The sequence below is a fragment of the Streptomyces sp. NPDC006193 genome, assembly GCF_040613915.1.
Taxonomy (GTDB): domain Bacteria; phylum Actinomycetota; class Actinomycetes; order Streptomycetales; family Streptomycetaceae; genus Streptomyces.
Genome location: NZ_JBEXTB010000002.1, coordinates 114,490 through 130,039 on the forward strand (window position 1 = coordinate 114,490; position 15,550 = coordinate 130,039).

Annotated in this window: 17 protein-coding genes; 11 read left to right on the top strand and 6 right to left on the bottom strand. The window is 72.7% G+C overall.

Annotated elements, in window-relative coordinates:
- Nucleotides 1-147 precede the first annotated feature (147 nt).
- A complete protein-coding gene (locus tag ABZ261_RS02280) occupies nucleotides 148-276 on the bottom strand; it encodes a DLW-39 family protein (protein WP_003999697.1) in 129 nt (42 codons plus the stop codon).
- Between the two features lie 254 nt (nucleotides 277-530).
- Between ABZ261_RS02280 and ABZ261_RS02285 the strand changes: the two genes are divergently transcribed.
- Both ABZ261_RS02285 and ABZ261_RS02290 read left to right on the top strand, forming a co-directional pair.
- Nucleotides 531-872 (top strand): DUF6344 domain-containing protein, encoded by a 342-nt coding sequence (locus ABZ261_RS02285; RefSeq protein WP_356854671.1) that lies wholly within the window; start codon nucleotides 531-533, stop codon nucleotides 870-872.
- A gap of 212 nt (nucleotides 873-1,084) precedes the next feature.
- Nucleotides 1,085-1,867, top strand: coding sequence for a glycosyltransferase (locus tag ABZ261_RS02290; RefSeq protein ID WP_356854946.1), 783 nt, complete (start codon nucleotides 1,085-1,087; stop codon nucleotides 1,865-1,867).
- On the opposite strand, the gene ABZ261_RS02295 is transcribed toward ABZ261_RS02290, so the two are convergent.
- Nucleotides 1,857-2,072: a ferredoxin gene (locus ABZ261_RS02295; protein WP_356854672.1), complete on the bottom strand. Its 216-nt coding sequence runs from the start codon at nucleotides 2,070-2,072 to the stop codon at nucleotides 1,857-1,859. The genes ABZ261_RS02290 and ABZ261_RS02295 overlap by 11 nt on opposite strands.
- Before the next feature lie 516 nt (nucleotides 2,073-2,588).
- Between ABZ261_RS02295 and ABZ261_RS02300 the strand changes: the two genes are divergently transcribed.
- Nucleotides 2,589-6,773, top strand: coding sequence for a hypothetical protein (locus ABZ261_RS02300; RefSeq protein WP_356854673.1), 4,185 nt, complete (start codon nucleotides 2,589-2,591; stop codon nucleotides 6,771-6,773).
- A gap of 196 nt (nucleotides 6,774-6,969) precedes the next feature.
- Here ABZ261_RS02300 and ABZ261_RS02305 read toward each other — a convergent pair whose 3' ends face one another.
- From ABZ261_RS02305 to ABZ261_RS02320, 4 genes are all read right to left on the bottom strand, one after another.
- A complete protein-coding gene (locus tag ABZ261_RS02305) occupies nucleotides 6,970-7,407 on the bottom strand; it encodes an ALF repeat-containing protein (RefSeq protein ID WP_356854674.1) in 438 nt (145 codons plus the stop codon).
- Between the two features lie 326 nt (nucleotides 7,408-7,733).
- The gene (locus tag ABZ261_RS02310; RefSeq protein WP_356854675.1) at nucleotides 7,734-9,158 is read right to left on the bottom strand and encodes a site-specific integrase; all 1,425 of its coding nucleotides are present in this window, start codon (nucleotides 9,156-9,158) and stop codon (nucleotides 7,734-7,736) included.
- 15 nt (nucleotides 9,159-9,173) lie between these two features.
- A complete protein-coding gene (locus ABZ261_RS02315) occupies nucleotides 9,174-9,419 on the bottom strand; it encodes a hypothetical protein (RefSeq protein ID WP_356854676.1) in 246 nt (81 codons plus the stop codon).
- A 210-nt stretch (nucleotides 9,420-9,629) separates the two neighbouring features.
- A complete protein-coding gene (locus ABZ261_RS02320) occupies nucleotides 9,630-10,046 on the bottom strand; it encodes a helix-turn-helix domain-containing protein (RefSeq protein ID WP_356854677.1) in 417 nt (138 codons plus the stop codon).
- A 229-nt stretch (nucleotides 10,047-10,275) separates the two neighbouring features.
- Here ABZ261_RS02320 and ABZ261_RS02325 point away from each other — a divergent pair, with 229 nt between their 5' ends.
- From ABZ261_RS02325 to ABZ261_RS02360, 8 genes are all read left to right on the top strand, one after another.
- Nucleotides 10,276-10,776: a hypothetical protein gene (locus ABZ261_RS02325; RefSeq protein WP_356854678.1), complete on the top strand. Its 501-nt coding sequence runs from the start codon at nucleotides 10,276-10,278 to the stop codon at nucleotides 10,774-10,776.
- Nucleotides 10,777-10,851: 75 nt separating this feature from the next.
- Nucleotides 10,852-11,451, top strand: a complete 600-nt coding sequence (locus ABZ261_RS02330; protein ID WP_356854679.1) for an RNA polymerase sigma factor — start codon at nucleotides 10,852-10,854, stop codon at nucleotides 11,449-11,451.
- Complete coding sequence (locus tag ABZ261_RS02335; protein ID WP_356854680.1) at nucleotides 11,448-11,789, top strand: hypothetical protein; 342 nt, start codon at nucleotides 11,448-11,450, stop codon at nucleotides 11,787-11,789. Before ABZ261_RS02330 ends, ABZ261_RS02335 begins: the two co-directional genes overlap by 4 nt.
- Nucleotides 11,786-12,544 carry a BN159_2729 family protein gene (locus ABZ261_RS02340; protein WP_356854681.1) on the top strand — a complete coding sequence of 253 codons (759 nt, stop codon included), beginning with the start codon at nucleotides 11,786-11,788 and terminating at the stop codon, nucleotides 12,542-12,544. Before ABZ261_RS02335 ends, ABZ261_RS02340 begins: the two co-directional genes overlap by 4 nt.
- Complete coding sequence (locus tag ABZ261_RS02345; protein ID WP_356854682.1) at nucleotides 12,541-13,635, top strand: hypothetical protein; 1,095 nt, start codon at nucleotides 12,541-12,543, stop codon at nucleotides 13,633-13,635. Before ABZ261_RS02340 ends, ABZ261_RS02345 begins: the two co-directional genes overlap by 4 nt.
- Complete coding sequence (locus tag ABZ261_RS02350; protein WP_356854683.1) at nucleotides 13,632-13,895, top strand: hypothetical protein; 264 nt, start codon at nucleotides 13,632-13,634, stop codon at nucleotides 13,893-13,895. Before ABZ261_RS02345 ends, ABZ261_RS02350 begins: the two co-directional genes overlap by 4 nt.
- Nucleotides 13,892-14,185, top strand: coding sequence for a hypothetical protein (locus ABZ261_RS02355; RefSeq protein ID WP_356854684.1), 294 nt, complete (start codon nucleotides 13,892-13,894; stop codon nucleotides 14,183-14,185). The genes ABZ261_RS02350 and ABZ261_RS02355 overlap by 4 nt, the downstream gene beginning before the upstream one ends.
- Nucleotides 14,182-15,510, top strand: coding sequence for an AAA family ATPase (locus ABZ261_RS02360; protein ID WP_356854685.1), 1,329 nt, complete (start codon nucleotides 14,182-14,184; stop codon nucleotides 15,508-15,510). Before ABZ261_RS02355 ends, ABZ261_RS02360 begins: the two co-directional genes overlap by 4 nt.
- Nucleotides 15,511-15,550: the final 40 nt, after the last annotated feature.

Here is a 15,550-nt window from a genome sequence, read left to right on the forward strand (position 1 = left end):
CGAAACGCCCCGCCCCCGCCCGCGCCGCCCGCCGGCACGCCGTACCCCGTCCCCCGGAGTCCCGCAACACGGGGCACCGCCCCGCGCCCGGCAACGCAGAACCCCGACCGCGGACGGCCGGGGTTCAGTTCAGCTGGATGTCGGGACTCACGAACCCGTGGGCACGGAGTCAGTCGCCTCCGTCCACAGGTCCTGCTCGGCGCGATCCGCCTGGATCTGGCGGTACACGAGGAGCCCGCCGATGGCGGCCAGTGCGACCAGGAGCAGCTTCTTCACCGCGCGACCTCGTCTTTCCTTGACGTAAGGGACCTCTGGCGCCCGACTATACACACCGGCCGATATCAATCGGTGACCTGCGCCTGCGCCCGGCTCCCGGCTCCGGCGGCGCGGAAAACCCTCGCCTCCGTGCACCCGTCCGAGTGGTGTTCATCGGAACATCACCGCGTCACGGGCGTCGGTCCACCACTTCGCGGCCCCCTTACACATCATGAGCAAAGTACGCAAATCGCCCAACCCGAAAGTGAGGGGCCATGACCCAGAACAAGGTCATGAAGCTGTGGACCGCCATCGTCACCGCCTTCCTCGCGCTGTGCACGGCGCTCGGACTCGCCGGCACCGCCACCGCGACCACCGCCGCGGCCGCACCCCGGACCGAGAGCCCCCGCACCCCCGCCGCGCAGCGCACGGTCCCGGCGGTCCCGGCGGCGAACCCCTGGGCCTGGTCCCATGCGAGCGCCCTGCCCCCCACGATGAAGCAGCGGATCCGGGCCGAGGCCCACGGCAAGTCCCCGAGCTGCCGGCACCGGCCCCTCACCGAGACGCAGGACGACACCACGGCCTTCGACCAGCGGTCGGCGCCGCTCGACTGCTGATCAGCGGCTGCCGCAGTACCGCAACGTCTCGACCCACGGCGACTTGCGTACGCACCAGTCGACACGAACAGACCCCCGGCCGGGTTCGGCCGGGGGTCTCGCGCTGTTCCGGCTCCTGCCGCCGGCCCCGGCTCCCCCGTACGGCATGCTCGTACGGCATGCCCGTCCGCCGCCGTCGGCTCCTTCGCACCGGAAAGGTGGTGAGCGCTGCCGTGACCCGGCGCGTCACCGTTGTCACCGCTGTCCACGGCCCTTCCGCCCGCTTCCTGCCCGACGCGTACGCGTCCCTGTGCGCCCAGCGGCTCCCCGACGGCTGGGAGTGGCAGTGGGTGGTGCAGGAGGACGGCGCCACGGACGCGGTCCTCCCGTACGTGCCGGACGACGACGCCCGCGTGACCTTCGGACAGGGACGTCCGGGCGGCCCCGCGATCGCCCGCACCATCGCGCTGGCGCGCGCCGAGGGCGCCTACGTCAAGGTGCTCGACGCCGACGACCGGCTCACACCGGGAGCGCTCGCCCGCGACCTGGCCGTGCTGGAGGCGGACCCCGCCGTCGGGTGGACCACGTGCCGCGTCCTGGACCTGCTGCCCGACGGCTCCACCGCCGGCTTCCCCGGCGACCCGGACGGCGGCCCGGTCGAGCGCGGCGCCCTGCTCCCCCGGTGGAAGCGCGACGGCTACCGCCCGCCGGTCCATCCGGCGACCCTCTGCGTCCGCCGGGAACTGCTGACCGCCCTCGGCGGCTGGATGGCGCTGCCCGCCTCCGAGGACACCGGCCTGCTGCTGGCGCTGAACGCGGTGAGCCGCGGCTGGTTCACGGCGGAGCCCGGCTTGCTGTACCGCAAGTGGGAGGGGCAGGCGACCGGCCAGGCGGCACACCTGGACCCCGCCGAGCGGGCGGCCCGCGCGGCGGTCGCCGAGGCCCGGGCCCGGGCGCTGGCCGCCTGCGCGTGGAGCTATCCCCCGGCCGGGGCGCCCGCACGGGCTACCCCGTGAGGTCCGGCTCCGAGACGGTGATCGCCTGCGAGGGACACCTCTCGGCGGCCTCCAGGACCGCCTCCCGGACCTGCGGATCACCGGCGGCCTCCGCGCCGCCGGCCCGCACCGCCCCGAACCCGTCCGCGAAGGCGAACACGGCCGGCGCCCGGTGCGCGCACTCGGCGGAGCCGTAGCACAGGGAACGGTCGAGAAAGACCTCCATACCTCCTCCAGCCGTCGGCGGTGACCTCCAGCACCTCACTGCCCGGCCGGGCGCCCGCCGAACCGGCCCGGTGCTCGTCCGCCCGTCCCGGCCGCGGACGCCCCGTCCGGCGGACCGGCGGTCGCTGCCCGCCCGGCACCGGTCCCTCCCCTCGTGGGGACCGGTGCCGAACGGTGCAGACGGTCGACCCGTGCCCGTGTGCGCGGCGCGGGTCGAGGAAAGAGGCCGGCCCCGGAGGTGCTCGCGGGAACGTCCCCGGCTGTCGTCGCCGCTGGCCGCCCGCGGCGGAAGTTGACCGAGAACGTTCGGCGCCACGGACCGTCCCCGGAAGCACCGGGCCGGTGGCCTGTCCGGACGGTGCGCGGCGGGTCCGCCACCGGGTTCGGATCCTGCCATCCGCCGCCCCGCACCGGGAGGGTCCGGTGTTCCGCGACCCCCCTTCGCCGCAGGTCAGCTGTATAAGGTGAGTTTTCCGGTCCGGACGTCCAGATACGGGGGAAGTTAAGGGGTGGGGCCTTGAGTTCCGACTCAGGGGCACGCACAGCTTTCGCCGAGCGCCTCGCGCTGCTGTACAAGGAGGCGGGAGACCCTCCCCTGAAGAGCGTCTCCGAGGCGGTCGCGCGACTGCAGCGCGTCGACGAACGCGGCCGGCCCGTACGGGTGTCCGCGCAGCGGATCAGCGACTGGCGCCGGGCCAGGAACGTCCCCGCCCACTTCGCCGCCCTCGCGGCGGTCCTGCACATCCTCGTCCCCGAGGCACGGCGCCTGCGTCCCGTCCCGGTCTCCGCCGGCCTGTACGACCTGGCGCACTGGCAGCGGCTGTGGGAACGCGCCGTGGCCGGCCCGGCCGGCGACCGGCCCGCGCCGCCCGCCGAGGAGAACCGGCGGCCGCCGTCCCAGGCCCCGCCCGTCGCCGGGGGCGTGTGCCCGTACCGGGGACTGGCCCCCTACCGGCAGCAGGACGCCCGGTGGTTCTTCGGCCGGGAACGCAGCACGAGGGCCCTCGTCGCCCAGCTCCGCGCCGCCGAACGCACCGGCGGGCTGGTGATGCTGGTCGGCGCCTCCGGAGCCGGCAAGTCCTCCCTGCTCAACGCGGGCCTGGTCCCCGCGGTCCGGGCCGGCGCCCTGATGCCCGCGACCGCCTCCGGGCCCCGCCCCGACAGCGCCGGCGTCCCCGCGCAGGCCCCGTCCGGCGTCCTCCCGCAGGCCGCGTCCGGCGTCCCCCCGCAGGCCCCGTCCGGCGTCCCCGCGCAGGCCCCGTCCGGCGTCCCCGCGCAGGCCCCGTCCGGCGGCACGCCCTCCGGCACCGTCGTGCCGCTCGTCCCGGGCGCCGAGCCGCTGGCCGAACTGGTCCGCCGGATCCCCGACCTCGCCGCCGTCGCCGCCGACGCGCGCAGGGCCGAGCAGTACGCCACCGAGAACCCCGCCGTGCCCGGCTGCGACGCCCCGCACCTCGTCCGCGCCGCGCGCGCGGCGGTCGCCGCCTGGGCGGCCCGCGAGAACCCCGCGGACAGCCGGACGGTCGTCGTCGTCGACCAGTTCGAGGAGGCGTTCACCCTCTGCCCCGACGAGGCCGAGCGCCGCACGTTCATCCAGCTCCTGCACGCGGCCTGCACCCCGGACCCCGGCTCCGGCGGGCCCGCGCCCGTCCTCGTCGTCCTCGGCATCCGCGCCGACTTCTACGAACAGTGCCTCGGTTATCCGGAACTCGCCGACGCGCTGCAGCACCGGCACATGGTGCTCGGGCCGCTGACCAGCACCGAGCTGCGCGAGGCCGTGACCGGACCGGCCAAGGCCGTGGGGCTGGAGCTGGAGACCGGGCTCGCCGAGCTGATCGTGCGGGAGGTGAGCGCCGACGGCCCGCGCGGGGCGCACGACGCGGGCGTGCTCCCGCTGCTGTCGCACGCCCTGCTGGCCACCTGGCAGCGCCGCAAGGCCGGGAAGCTGACGCTGGCCGGCTACCGCGCGGCCGGCGGCATCCAGGGTGCGGTCGCGGCGACCGCCGAGCGCGCCTGGTCCGCCCTGGACCCCGCGGCCCGCACCGCCGCCCGGCTGCTGCTGCTGCGGCTGGTCCGGCTCGGCGAGGACACCCAGACCACCCGCCGGCGCGGCACCCGCCGGCAGCTGGCCGAGGAGTCGGCGGACCCCGGCAAGACGGAGGAGTCCCTCGAGGCGCTGGTGCGGGCCCGGCTCGTGACGCTGGACGCGGACACCGTGGAGATCACCCACGAGGCGCTGCTGCACGCCTGGCCGCGGCTGCGGCACTGGATCGACGAGGGCCGCGGCGACCACCTGGTGCGCCAGCGGCTGGAGGAGGACGCCCGGGCCTGGGAGAGCACCCGCCGGGACAGCTCCCTGCTGTACCGGGGGACCCGGCTGGAGAAGACCCGCAACTGGGCCCGCACGGCCGGCAACCTCCAGCTGACCCGCAGCGCGGTGGAGTTCCTGGCCGCGTCGGTGCGGTTGCGCCGGCGCACGATCTGGCTGAGCCGGGCCGCGGTGGCCGCACTCGTCGCGCTGGCCGTCCTCGCCGCCGGATCCGCGGTGACCGCCTGGAAGCAGCGCGACGACGCCGTGTTCGCGCAGGTGCTCGCCGAGGCCGACCGGGTCCAGCACACCGACCCGTCCCTGGCCGCCCAGCTCGATCTGGTCGCCCACCGGCTCCGGCCCGGCGACGACGGCACGTACAGCCGCCTGATCTCGATCGTGAACACGCCGCTGGCCACCCCCCTGTCCGGCCACACCGGCGCCGTCTACCTCACCTCCTTCAGCCCCGACGGCCGCACCCTGGCCACGGCCGGCTACGACCGCACGGTACGGCTGTGGAACGTGACCGACCCGCGCCGCCCGGCCCCCCTCGGCGCTCCCCTCACCGGCCACACCAGCTGGGTGAGCAGCGCGGTCTTCAGCCCGGACGGGCACACCCTCGCCTCGGCCGGCGACGACGGGACCATCCGGCTGTGGAACGTCACCGATCCCGACCGCCCGGTGCCGCTCGGCGCCCCGCTCACCGCCCACCAGGGCACCGTCTACCTCGTCGCCTTCAGCCCGGACGGGCGCACCCTGGCCTCGGCCGGCGAGGACCGCACCGTCCGGCTGTGGGACCTGTCCGGGCGGGCCCGGCCGGCTGTGCGGGGCACCCTGCGCGGCCACAGCGCGCCGGTGCGCTGCGTGGCGTTCAGCCCCGACGGACGGACGCTGGCGACGGGCGGCGACGACGACACGGTCCGGCTGTGGGACGTCACCGGCCCGCGCCGGTCCCGGCCCGTCAGGGTGCTGCGCGGGCACACCGACCTGGTGCACTCGGTGGCCTTCAGCCCCGACGGGCGCACCCTGGCCAGCGGCAGCGCGGACGACACCGTCCGGCTGTGGGACGTCGCCGACTCCGGCCGCGCGTCCCTGGCCGGCTCGCCGCTGACCGGCCACACCGGGCCGGTCTGGTCCGTGGCGTTCAGCCCCGACGGCGAGCGGCTGGCCGCCGCCAGCGCGGACAGCACCGCGAGCCTGTGGAACGTCAGCGACCCGGCGTCCCCGTCCCAGGTCGGCGAGCCGCTCGCGGGCGCCAGCGGCGAGATGTACGCGCTCGGTTTCAGTCCCGACGGACGCACCCTCGCCACCGGCAACGGGGACAGCAAGGTGCGCCTGTGGTCGGTGCCGACCTCGGACATGATCGGCCGCAGCGGCGCGTTCCGCCCGGACGGCCGGGTGCTGGCCACCGCGGCCCGGGACGGCAGGCTGCGCCTGTGGAACGTGACCCGGCCCGGCCGGCCCGTCCCGCTCGGCGAGCCGTTCATGCGGGCCGACGGCGACCAGCGTTCGCTCGTGTACTCCCCCGACGGCCGCACCCTCGCCGTGCTGACCGGCGCGCGCACGGTGCACCTGTGGAACGTCGCCGACCCCGCCCACCCGGTCGCCGCCGGACCGCCGCTGCCCCTGCGGACCCGCTTCATGGGCCCCGACGCCCTGGCCTACAGCCCGGACGGCCACACCCTGGCCACCGCCTACGACGACCGCACGATCCGGCTGTGGGACGTCACCGACCCCGCCCGCGCCGTCCCCCTCGGCGAGCCGCTCACCGGCCACCACGGCTTCGTCAACGCGCTCGCCTTCAGCCCCGACGGCCGCACCCTCGCCTCGGCCGGCGCGGACAGCACCCTCCGGCTGTGGAACGTCACCCACCCCGCCGACCCGGCCCCGCTCGGCGGACCGCTGCGCGCGCACGCGGGCCCGGTCAACGCGCTCGCCTTCAGCCCCGACGGCCGCACCCTCGCCAGCGGCGGCGACGACGACACCGTCCGCCTGTGGGACCTGACCGACCCGGCCGCGGCGAGCGCGCTGGGCGGTCCGCTCACCGGCCACACCGAGGCGGTCACCTCACTGACGTTCAGCACCCGCGACCACATCCTGGCCAGCGGCGGCAACGACAACACGGTCCGGCTGTGGAACGTCGCCGACCCCGCCTCGGCGCACCCGGTGGGCGAGTCGATGAGTCCCAACGCCAGGACGGGCGCGTTCCTGTCCTTCAGCCCGGCCGGGAACGTCCTCGGCGTCTCCAGCGGCGCCGACACGGTCCGCCTGTGGAGCCTGGACGCCGACACCGCGATCCGGCACATCTGCTCGGTCACCCGGAACGTGCTGACCGAGAAACGGTGGCACGAGTACCTGCCCCGCCTCTCCTACGACCCTCCCTGTGGTCGATGATCGGCCAACGTGCCCCGTTCTCCCCGGACTTGGCCGCACACGACCCTCGGCCTTGTTACCCTTGGCCATAGCCCGATCGCTGGTGCATCCCCCGTCGCCAGCGGTCGGGCATTCCTATGTCCCGGCGGTGCGCGCCGAGCCGCACGGAGCGACGCAGGGTGCCCCGCGCCCGCGGCACGGCCCGTCGGACCGGCCGCTAGCCGACCTCGTACCGGCCGACCTCCAGGAAGTGGCGCAGCGCTTCCGGGGTGCCGTCGTCGAGGGCGGCGCCGGCCGCTGCGCGCAGGGCGTCGCTGCTGTTCGGGTCGCTGAGGAGCCGGGCGATGGCCACCCGGTCGTCCTCGGCCTGGGCCAGCCGGTGTCCCGTCTCCAGCCAGGCGCGCATCTCCTCCACGGTGCCGCTGTCGAGGAGCGCGTTCGCCTCCCGGATCACGCGCCTGCCGCTGTCGGGGTCGGCGAGGATGCGGGCTATCGCCACCCGCAGGTCGTCCGCACCCATCTCGTCGTAGGGCGCGCCGGCCGTCGCGACGGTGACTGCGGGGGCGAGGGAGGCGGCCATGGACGGCGTGGCCAGCAACAGCGCCGGGGCAAGAGCGCCTGCGGCCACAGCGAGGATCACGCGAGTCGGTCTCATGAGGTCGATCACCTTCGTCGTCTTGGAGGAGTGCGGTGCTGGAATCCTCCCAGAAGAGGGGCCGGCGCAGTGACCGATCAGGCAGCCGTGGACGCCGAAAACCCCCAGCCGGTATCGACTGGGGGTCTTTTCGCCGGTGGGGCTAACAGGATTTGAACCTGTGGCCTCATCCTTATCAGGGAAGAGTGCAGTGCGGATGATCTTCGCAGGTCATCTGACCTGCGGCATCGACCGTCGTCTACGGCCGTCTACCCTGTGCATATCCGCTCGACCCCTGTGGACCGTACGACTCTCCCGGGGTAGTCCCGGGATAGTCCCGGGACGGCTCACGCCGCCTTCACCGCCCGGAGCCGCCGCCGCGGCGCCCGCGGTGTGGCGCCCGGCTTCCCCTCCTCCAGAGCTGCCAGCACCTGGCCGGCGTAGTCCGCGGCCGCGTGCGTGTAGATCCAGGTCACCTCGCCCGCGCGCTCATGCCCGAGGATCTCCTGCGTGATCACCTCCGGCACGCCGCGCTCGTGCAGACGGCTCGCGAAGGCGTGGCGGGTGTCGTGGAAGTCCGGCCACCAGTCCGTTCGCTCCTGCTGCACCGATCGCGTCCGGCCGGTCCGCTCGTCCCTCTGCTGCACGGTGACGGTTCGCACCGTCTTCCTGGCGACCCCGGCGTCCTCGATCGCCTTGATCCACAGCCTCCGGAACGCCGACCGCCGCAGCGGCGCCCGGTACGGCTCCCCCTCCCCGCCGTTGACCTTGCTGCCGCGGCGGACCTTGTTCCGGCCGTGGAAGACCAGCTCGTCCTCGCACAGCCCGTCGGCCGGCTCCGACACTGCCCGGCTGGCGCCCGGCTCCTCGGCCCACAGCTCACGCAGCACCCGGGTCGCGAGTCCGGTCATGGGCACGGTGCGCAGGCCGGCGTCGCTCTTGGGGTAGGCCTTCCGCTTGATCTTCCCGCGCGGCTCGATGAGGACCTCGCGAACGTGGATACGCCGCTGCTCGAAGTCGACGTTGCACCAGCGGAGGCCGGCCAGTTCCTGGAAGCGCAGACCTGTCTCCTGGGCGACGATCAGCAGGTTGTGGAAGTACGGCGGGAGCTGGTGCCGGATCAACCAGAGCTGCGCGTACGACGGCGGCCGCCGGTCCTCCGGGTGCTTCTTCTTGATCGTCGGCAGCCGTACGCCCTCGGCCGGGTTGAAGGGAAGACGTCGGTCCCTCTTGGCGTCCTCCAGCATGCGGTCCAGGACCTGGAAGCACTTCGTCACCGAGCTGGCGGCGAGCGGGCCGCCGTTCTCGTCGTGCAGCGAGTTCACCCAGAGCTGGATCTCGCGCCACGCCAGCTCGAAGAGTCGGGTGCTGCCGAAGGCGGGCTGGATGTGGTTCCGCCACATGCCCTCGTCCCGGAGCTGCGACTGGGTCCAGTCCTCGATGCGGGTGCAGCCCTTGGTCTGGGTCGGCCACCACAGCTTCCACCAGGAGGCGAGGGTGATCTCCCCTCGGGCCGGGTCGATCCAGGTTCGCTGCCTCAGCTCGGTACGGGTCTGCTCGAGGAAGGCGACGGCCTCGGTGTAGGTCGGCTTCGTCTTGCTTCGCTCGCGGCCGGAGGCGTCGGTGTAGCGGGCTTCCCACGAGCCGGTGTGCTCGTCGGTCGGCGGCCGGTCGCCGGGGTGTCGCTTGAGGCAGACAGGGCAGCCGCAGCGCATCGACGGGTTGGGGCGTGGGTTGTTCGTGGCCCTCGTGGGGGCCTTCTTGCGCACCATCGAGTGTGCTCCTGATCAGAGAGTGGGTGCGCCGGCTATGGCGGAGGCGAGCGCCGTAGGCAGCTCGACGGGCTCACCGCAGAAGCAGCGCAGGCCGGCGCCGGGGAGGTTGGGCGCGCCGAGGTCGATCGCGAGGATCGCGTGCAGTTCTCTGATCAGGTCGTGCGGATGGGTGCCCCTGGATACGAGGATGGTGACCTCGTCTGGGTCCCAGACAGCGATCGCCGGAAGGTCGTCGGCCTCGACGATGTGGATGCACACAGGTGTCCCCCATGGAGTGCGACGGCACGGGTGTGGTCCGCTCCGGGAGGACAGCGGGTTACCGATCGTACCTGTGTGTGAAGGCTGTAAGAAGACGATCAGCCGAATTGGCGGCCGGTTTGTTTTCCACTAAATGAAATCATGATCACCCCTATCTTTTCGGACATTTGCCATAGGGTAATTGAGTAAGGCAACCCTTATTTATGCTGGTCAGACCTGACTAAGTCGCAGCGCGGACTCCGCGTACCTGACCAGATCGCGCTGCTTGTCCTCCGGCAGCTGGCGATAGAGCCGTAGGAGGCGCTGCTCCCGCTCCTCGTTCGTCGGTCCGGGGACAGGCCGGCCTGCCGCCTGGAAGATCTCGCGGACTGTCACCTTGGCGCCGCGGGCCCTCACTGCCGTCGCGATGCTTCGTAGCGTCTCGGGGGCGATCCGAGACGTACCCCGCGTCCGCTTGATCCAGCTGTTCAGCGTGGGATACGAGACGCCCGTCTCCTCAGCCAGCTGCTTCTGGGTCATGCCGGCCTCGTCGATGGCGCGGGTAAGTAGTGCCGCCAGGTCCTCGCCCGGGGAGGCTCGGTCCTCGGCGGGGCCTTGCTCGCCGGGGTGGTTCTGGTGGCTGGTCACTTGGGAAGTTTCCTTGATTCACATCTACATGCGCAAGTAGATCGAGGGTAGATGACTCGTATTTAACGGCGTCCTGACGCATCTACACGACCCCCACACACCCCTGCGCGGCACACCTACGCCCCTCTGCGCCCCTCTTGACGGCATACACATCTACACGTAGATTGTAGATACCGCAGGTCACAGGGGCCTGTGGACCCCAATTCGGCCATGCGCCGGAGGTTTCACCATGCGACGACTGGACAAAGGTGCCCCGCTGCGGGCCGCCATGAAGGCGGCCGGGCTGGACATCGGACGCCTCGCCGCCAAGACGAAGGAAGTCGACCCCGAAGGCGTCGGCCTGTCCCGGGCCATGGTCGGCTTCATCGTCGGCACCGGCCGGACGGCGCGCGAGGAATGCAGCGACCACGCCGCCGGCCTCGTCGCCGCGGCACTCGGCAAGGAGGTCGATGACCTCTTCGAGGAGTCCGTTCTCACGCTCACCGAATCTACATCTACACGCAGATCGCGGAGCGGTGAACGGCGGAAGCCGGAGCTGCTGCCCGAGCGGCTGATGGACCAGCGGGAGCTCTCGAAGTTCCTCCGCAAGTCCATGAGCTGGATCGACAAGCAGATCAAGGACGCGGCCGACCAGGGCTCGACGTGGCCCGGGCTGATCTACGTCGGCAGCAGCCGGCGCTTCGACCCGCACGCCGTCCTCGACTCCATGCGTCGGCAGCGCGCCGCCTGAACTCGCGGGGCCGCCCCGGAATGCCCCCGGAACGGCCCCCACACAACACGAAAACCCCACGTAAAGGAGCTGGCTGTGCCCCTTAAGGCTACCGCCGCGATCTTCCCTCCGGCGGAGGTGGAGCTGGTGATGCGCGCCGTCGCAGGCGACCGCGACGCCTTCGCCACTCTCTACAACGACCACCGGCCCGAGGTGTTCCGCTACCTCGCCCAGCGGACGAAGGACAAGTCCCTGGCCGAGGACCTCACGCAGGAGACCTTCATCCGGGCGCTGCGCCGCATCGACACCTTCCAGCACCGTCCGACGACCGCCGGCTTCGTCGGCTGGCTGTGCGTCATCGCCCGGAACCTGCACCTGGACCACCTCAAGCTGCACCGCACGTCGCGGGAGATCCCGACCGCGGAGCCGTTCCAGGTGGACGAGTGGAGCTGCAGCGCCGAGGACACCGCGATCCGCAGCCTGGACGCCGACAAGGCGCACCAGGCCGTGCAGCTCGCGATGAAGGTCCTCACCCCCTACCAGCGGGAGGCCGTGCGGCTCCGCTACTTCGAGGACCTCACGATGCCCGAGGCGGCCGCCCGGATGGGCAAGGACCTGGGCGCGGTCAAGACGGTGACCTTCCGCGCGATGAGGAAGATGCACGCCGTCCTCGCCACCCGCGAGGTGGCGGCATGACGACCCCGACCATCGCCGAGACCCTCAGCGACCAGACCGCTGCCCTGGCGCTGCTGCTCCGCATCGCCGGAATGCACCCCACCCTCCCCACGGGGGACATCCGCTTCTCGCAGTACTACCCCGGCCGCATCGACGTGCTCCTCAACAACCCGGCCGAGGTGGAGGCCTGGCGCGCGGCCCTGCTCGTCAGCGACAGCCAGATGACGCTCCACGAGCTGCCCGGCCGCCCGGCGCTGCGCCTCGACTTCTGCGCCGTCGTGGGGGACGCCGAGGTCTACGCCTGGACGGCGTTCGAGCTCGCGGACCAGCAGCAGTGCACGGAAGGAACCGCCGCGTGAACACCATCGAGAACGCCGTGCGCGTTGTCCGCGAGGTCATGGCCTCCAGCGGAATCGACCCGGCGCCCGCTACCGCCATCGTCCGTGCCCTCGACGAGGTCGGTCTGCTGGCCAACCCGGAGCGACCCGGCATCGTCCTGCACCGGGCGCCCGCCGGCGGCTCGACGTCCGGCACTGCCCCGGCCCTGACCGAACTGGAGCAGCAGGCACTCGCCTGGGACCAGTCGTGCGAGCGGGCCCGCCAGGTCGCGGCCGCGATCGAGGCGCACATCAGCCAGCACCCCGAGTTCCAGAGCATCCGCACGGACGGCGACCGGGTCCTGGTGGCGCTGCACGTCACGGATCAGGCGCAGTGGGACCGCTGGCGCCGGTACTTCGGCATCCGGCACGACCAGGAGCGGCCGCTGCCGCACCTGGTGGCCGGCGATGGCCACCGGGACGGAGTCCGGGTGTCGGTCGTGGCCTACGACGTCCCGCTGGTGCGCACCGCGGCCGCCGAGCGCGCGGGCCGACCGTTCCAGCTCGACGGAATCGTGTACGACCTGGCGTTGCCGCAGCGCGACGCACAGGGGGGCCTGTGGGTCTTCAAGGGGCAGCGCGCCGAGGACGGGATGCCGCTGCTGTCGCTGGACGGCCGACCGGAGCGGTGCTCGCTGGCGAACGTCGTGACGCAGGTCGGGCCGCTGACGCCCGTCACCGACACCCCGTCGACGCAGGTCACGCCCGTCACCGGCGAGGGTGGTGAGGAGGCGTGACGTACTACAGGCGCAAGGCCACTCTGCGGATCATCACCACCGCCATGCAGAAGCTGATCCCCGGCGCCGCCCTGGCGGGCATGCGCGTGGAGATCACCGAGGACATCGGCAACAACCGCAGCCACTCTTGGTCCGGCAGTGTCATGGATCTCGCCGAGCGCATTCACACGGCGCTCTACGGCACCGCTGACGATGCCGCCACCGCCGAGACCCAGTTCTCGAAGCTCGCCCTGCTGGCGAAGCAGACGATCGAGGCCGCCTGGCTGAACGGACCGTCGTACGACTTGGCGGCGCAGGCCGCGGAGGCCCTGGAGTCGGCGCAGCTGCTTCAGTCCCCCGAGACCGCTGCAACCGTCGAGCGGCTTCGAGCGTCGCTCCAGGAGATCCGTCACCTCCACACCGACTCGCCGATGGGCCCGTGCCCCGTCTGCGTGGACGCGGATGCCCTCGCCCGGGACGAGGACCCCACCGTGCCGTGGCCGTGCGCCACCGCGGTGCTGGCGGGCGCGAAGGAGATCGAGCCGGAGTCCGCTTCCGTCCCTGGCTTCTTCCGTCCGGGCCGGATCTACACCCGGCACCTCCCGTACCGGGCGCCGGAGGACCGGCCCAACTTCGAATGCATCGGCGTCGGCCGGCACCCGTCCAAGGGCGTGCTGCGGGCGTTCGGTTTCCAGCAGCCCGGCACCGGGCGCCCGTGGGCGTCCGCCGCGCAGCGCATGGAGGAGTGGAGGGACGGCTGGGTCGAGATCGGTCCGGCCCGGCCGGACCGGCTGACGCAGACCTTCGCCCCCACCCAGGCGCTCCGCGAGGCGGACCAGGACGAGGCGAAGTCCGCGCGGGCGCTCATCATCTACCGCGCGTCCTGGGACTCGATTCAGCTCGGCTTGTACACGACGGAGGCCGCCGCCCGCACGCACTGCGAGACGCATGCCCGCCGTGACCTGCCCACTGCCTCCTTCGACTGGATCGAGGACGAGGAGGACGGCGTCGCCGAACTGGTCGCCGACGTCGACGGTGAGGAGAGCGTGACGGGCTACAGCGTCACCGCGCTGGAGGTCGCCTCCGAGTACGACGAGGAGGCCGACGAGTGAAGCGTCGCAAGCACCACGCCCGTGAGCGGACTCGCAACGAGCGGGCCTTCCGCATCCGCTACACCTACCCGCTCGGCCCCGGTCTGGGCCGCAGGACCGCGGACTTCCACACCAGCGACAAGGCCCAGGCCATGCGCAAGGCGCGCGAGTACGCGCGGCGCGGCTGGCTGATCGGCCTCTCCCGCCACCTCGGTGAGGGCCGCTGGGTGGACATCCCGGTCACCGTCCCGGACTCCAGGAAGGAGGCCACCGCGTCGTGAGCGCGTACAGCACCGCCTACAAGGCTCTGACCGCCGGCCGGGCGCTGAGCCCGACCGAGGCCGCCCGAGTGCTCGCCGACCTCCGCCGCGAGAGCGGCGAGGAACTGGCAGCGCTCGTCGAGAAGCAGCTCAGCGACAAGTTCCGTCGAACCCCCACCGACACGGACGGCAGCTTCCGGAAGAAGCGGCTGCAGTACGGCGCGTCCATGCGCGTCCTGAACGCCTTCCGTGCCCTCGCCCAGACCTCGCGTCCCACCGTCCCGAACCAGCGCAACCGGAGCACCTCATGAACTTCAGCTTCACCCCGGCAACCCGCGAGACCGCCCGGGCCCGCATCGGCCTCCAGGGCCCGGCCGGCTCCGGGAAGACCAAGACGGCCCTGCGGATCGCCGAGGGCCTCGCCAAGGGCGGCACCATCGGCCTGGTCGACACCGAGCGCCGCTCCGCCCTCAAGTACGCCCCCGTCCCCGGACGCCCCGAGCTGGGCGGCCACGCCTTCGGCCACATGCCGATGGACACCCACGACCCGCGGAACCTCATCCAGGCCGTGCACGCCGCCGAAGCCGCCGGCGTCGCAGTCCTGATCGTGGACTCCTGGTCGCACTTCTGGAACGGGCGCGGAGGCCTCCTCAGCATCGTGGAGGAGACCGGCGCGAAGGCCCGCGGTGGCACCTTCGGTGCCTGGAAGGACGCCAACCCGATCGAGCAGGACATGCTCGACGCGATGCTCAACTTCGCTGGTCACCTCATCGTGACCATGCGGACGAAGAACGACTACGTCATCGAGGGCAAGACCGTCACCAAGGTCGGCACCAAGGCCGTGCAGCGCGAGGGCGCGGAGTACGAGCTGGACGTCGTGATGGACATGGTGGAGGGCACGGCCACCGTCACGAAGACCCGGTACGAGCCGCTGAACGGCATGGTCATCCACCACCCGGGCGAGGACATCGCCGAACTGATCCTGGAGCAGCTGGGCCAGGGCGTGGACCCCGCCCAGGCCATCCTGGACGAGCTGACCGGCGACGGCCTGACGTACGAGCGGGCGCTCGAGCTGCACGGCCGGGCGAAGGCGCGGAACCTGCTCGGCTCCGGGCACCTGCACCCGGTGACGGGTGAGCCGACGACGCTCGGGGAGCTGATCCGGGAGTACGGGCAGGCCGTCAAGCCCGTCACGACGGGCGTCACGAACGCCCCGTCGACCCCGTCGGTCCCGCACGCCGGGCAGGGGAGCTGGGACGAGTACACCGGTCCGTCGGCGCACTCGCTGGCCGACGCGGAGGCATCCGCCCCGGCCGTTCGCCGGACGGCGCCGCCGGCCGCCGCCGAGCAGGACCAGGGCCCGGCGCCCGTCACGGCCCCGCAGATGCGGATGATGCACGCCCTGTTCAACAAGCTCGACGTCAAGGGCCGCGAGGACCGGCTCCGCGCGACCGCGCTGATCGTCGGGCGCCCGGTCGGCTCCGCGAACGAGCTGACCCTCAGCGAGGCGAAGGACCTGCTCGACACGCTCACCAACTACAGCGAGCGGGACAACGCCCCCGCCGAGTTCGCCGCGATGGTCCAGGGCCTGGACGACGAAGCCGCCCGGGCCGCGGCCGCCAACCAGGCCGCCTAGTTCACCACTGACCGCGGGCCCGCCCCGACTTCCCCTCTGC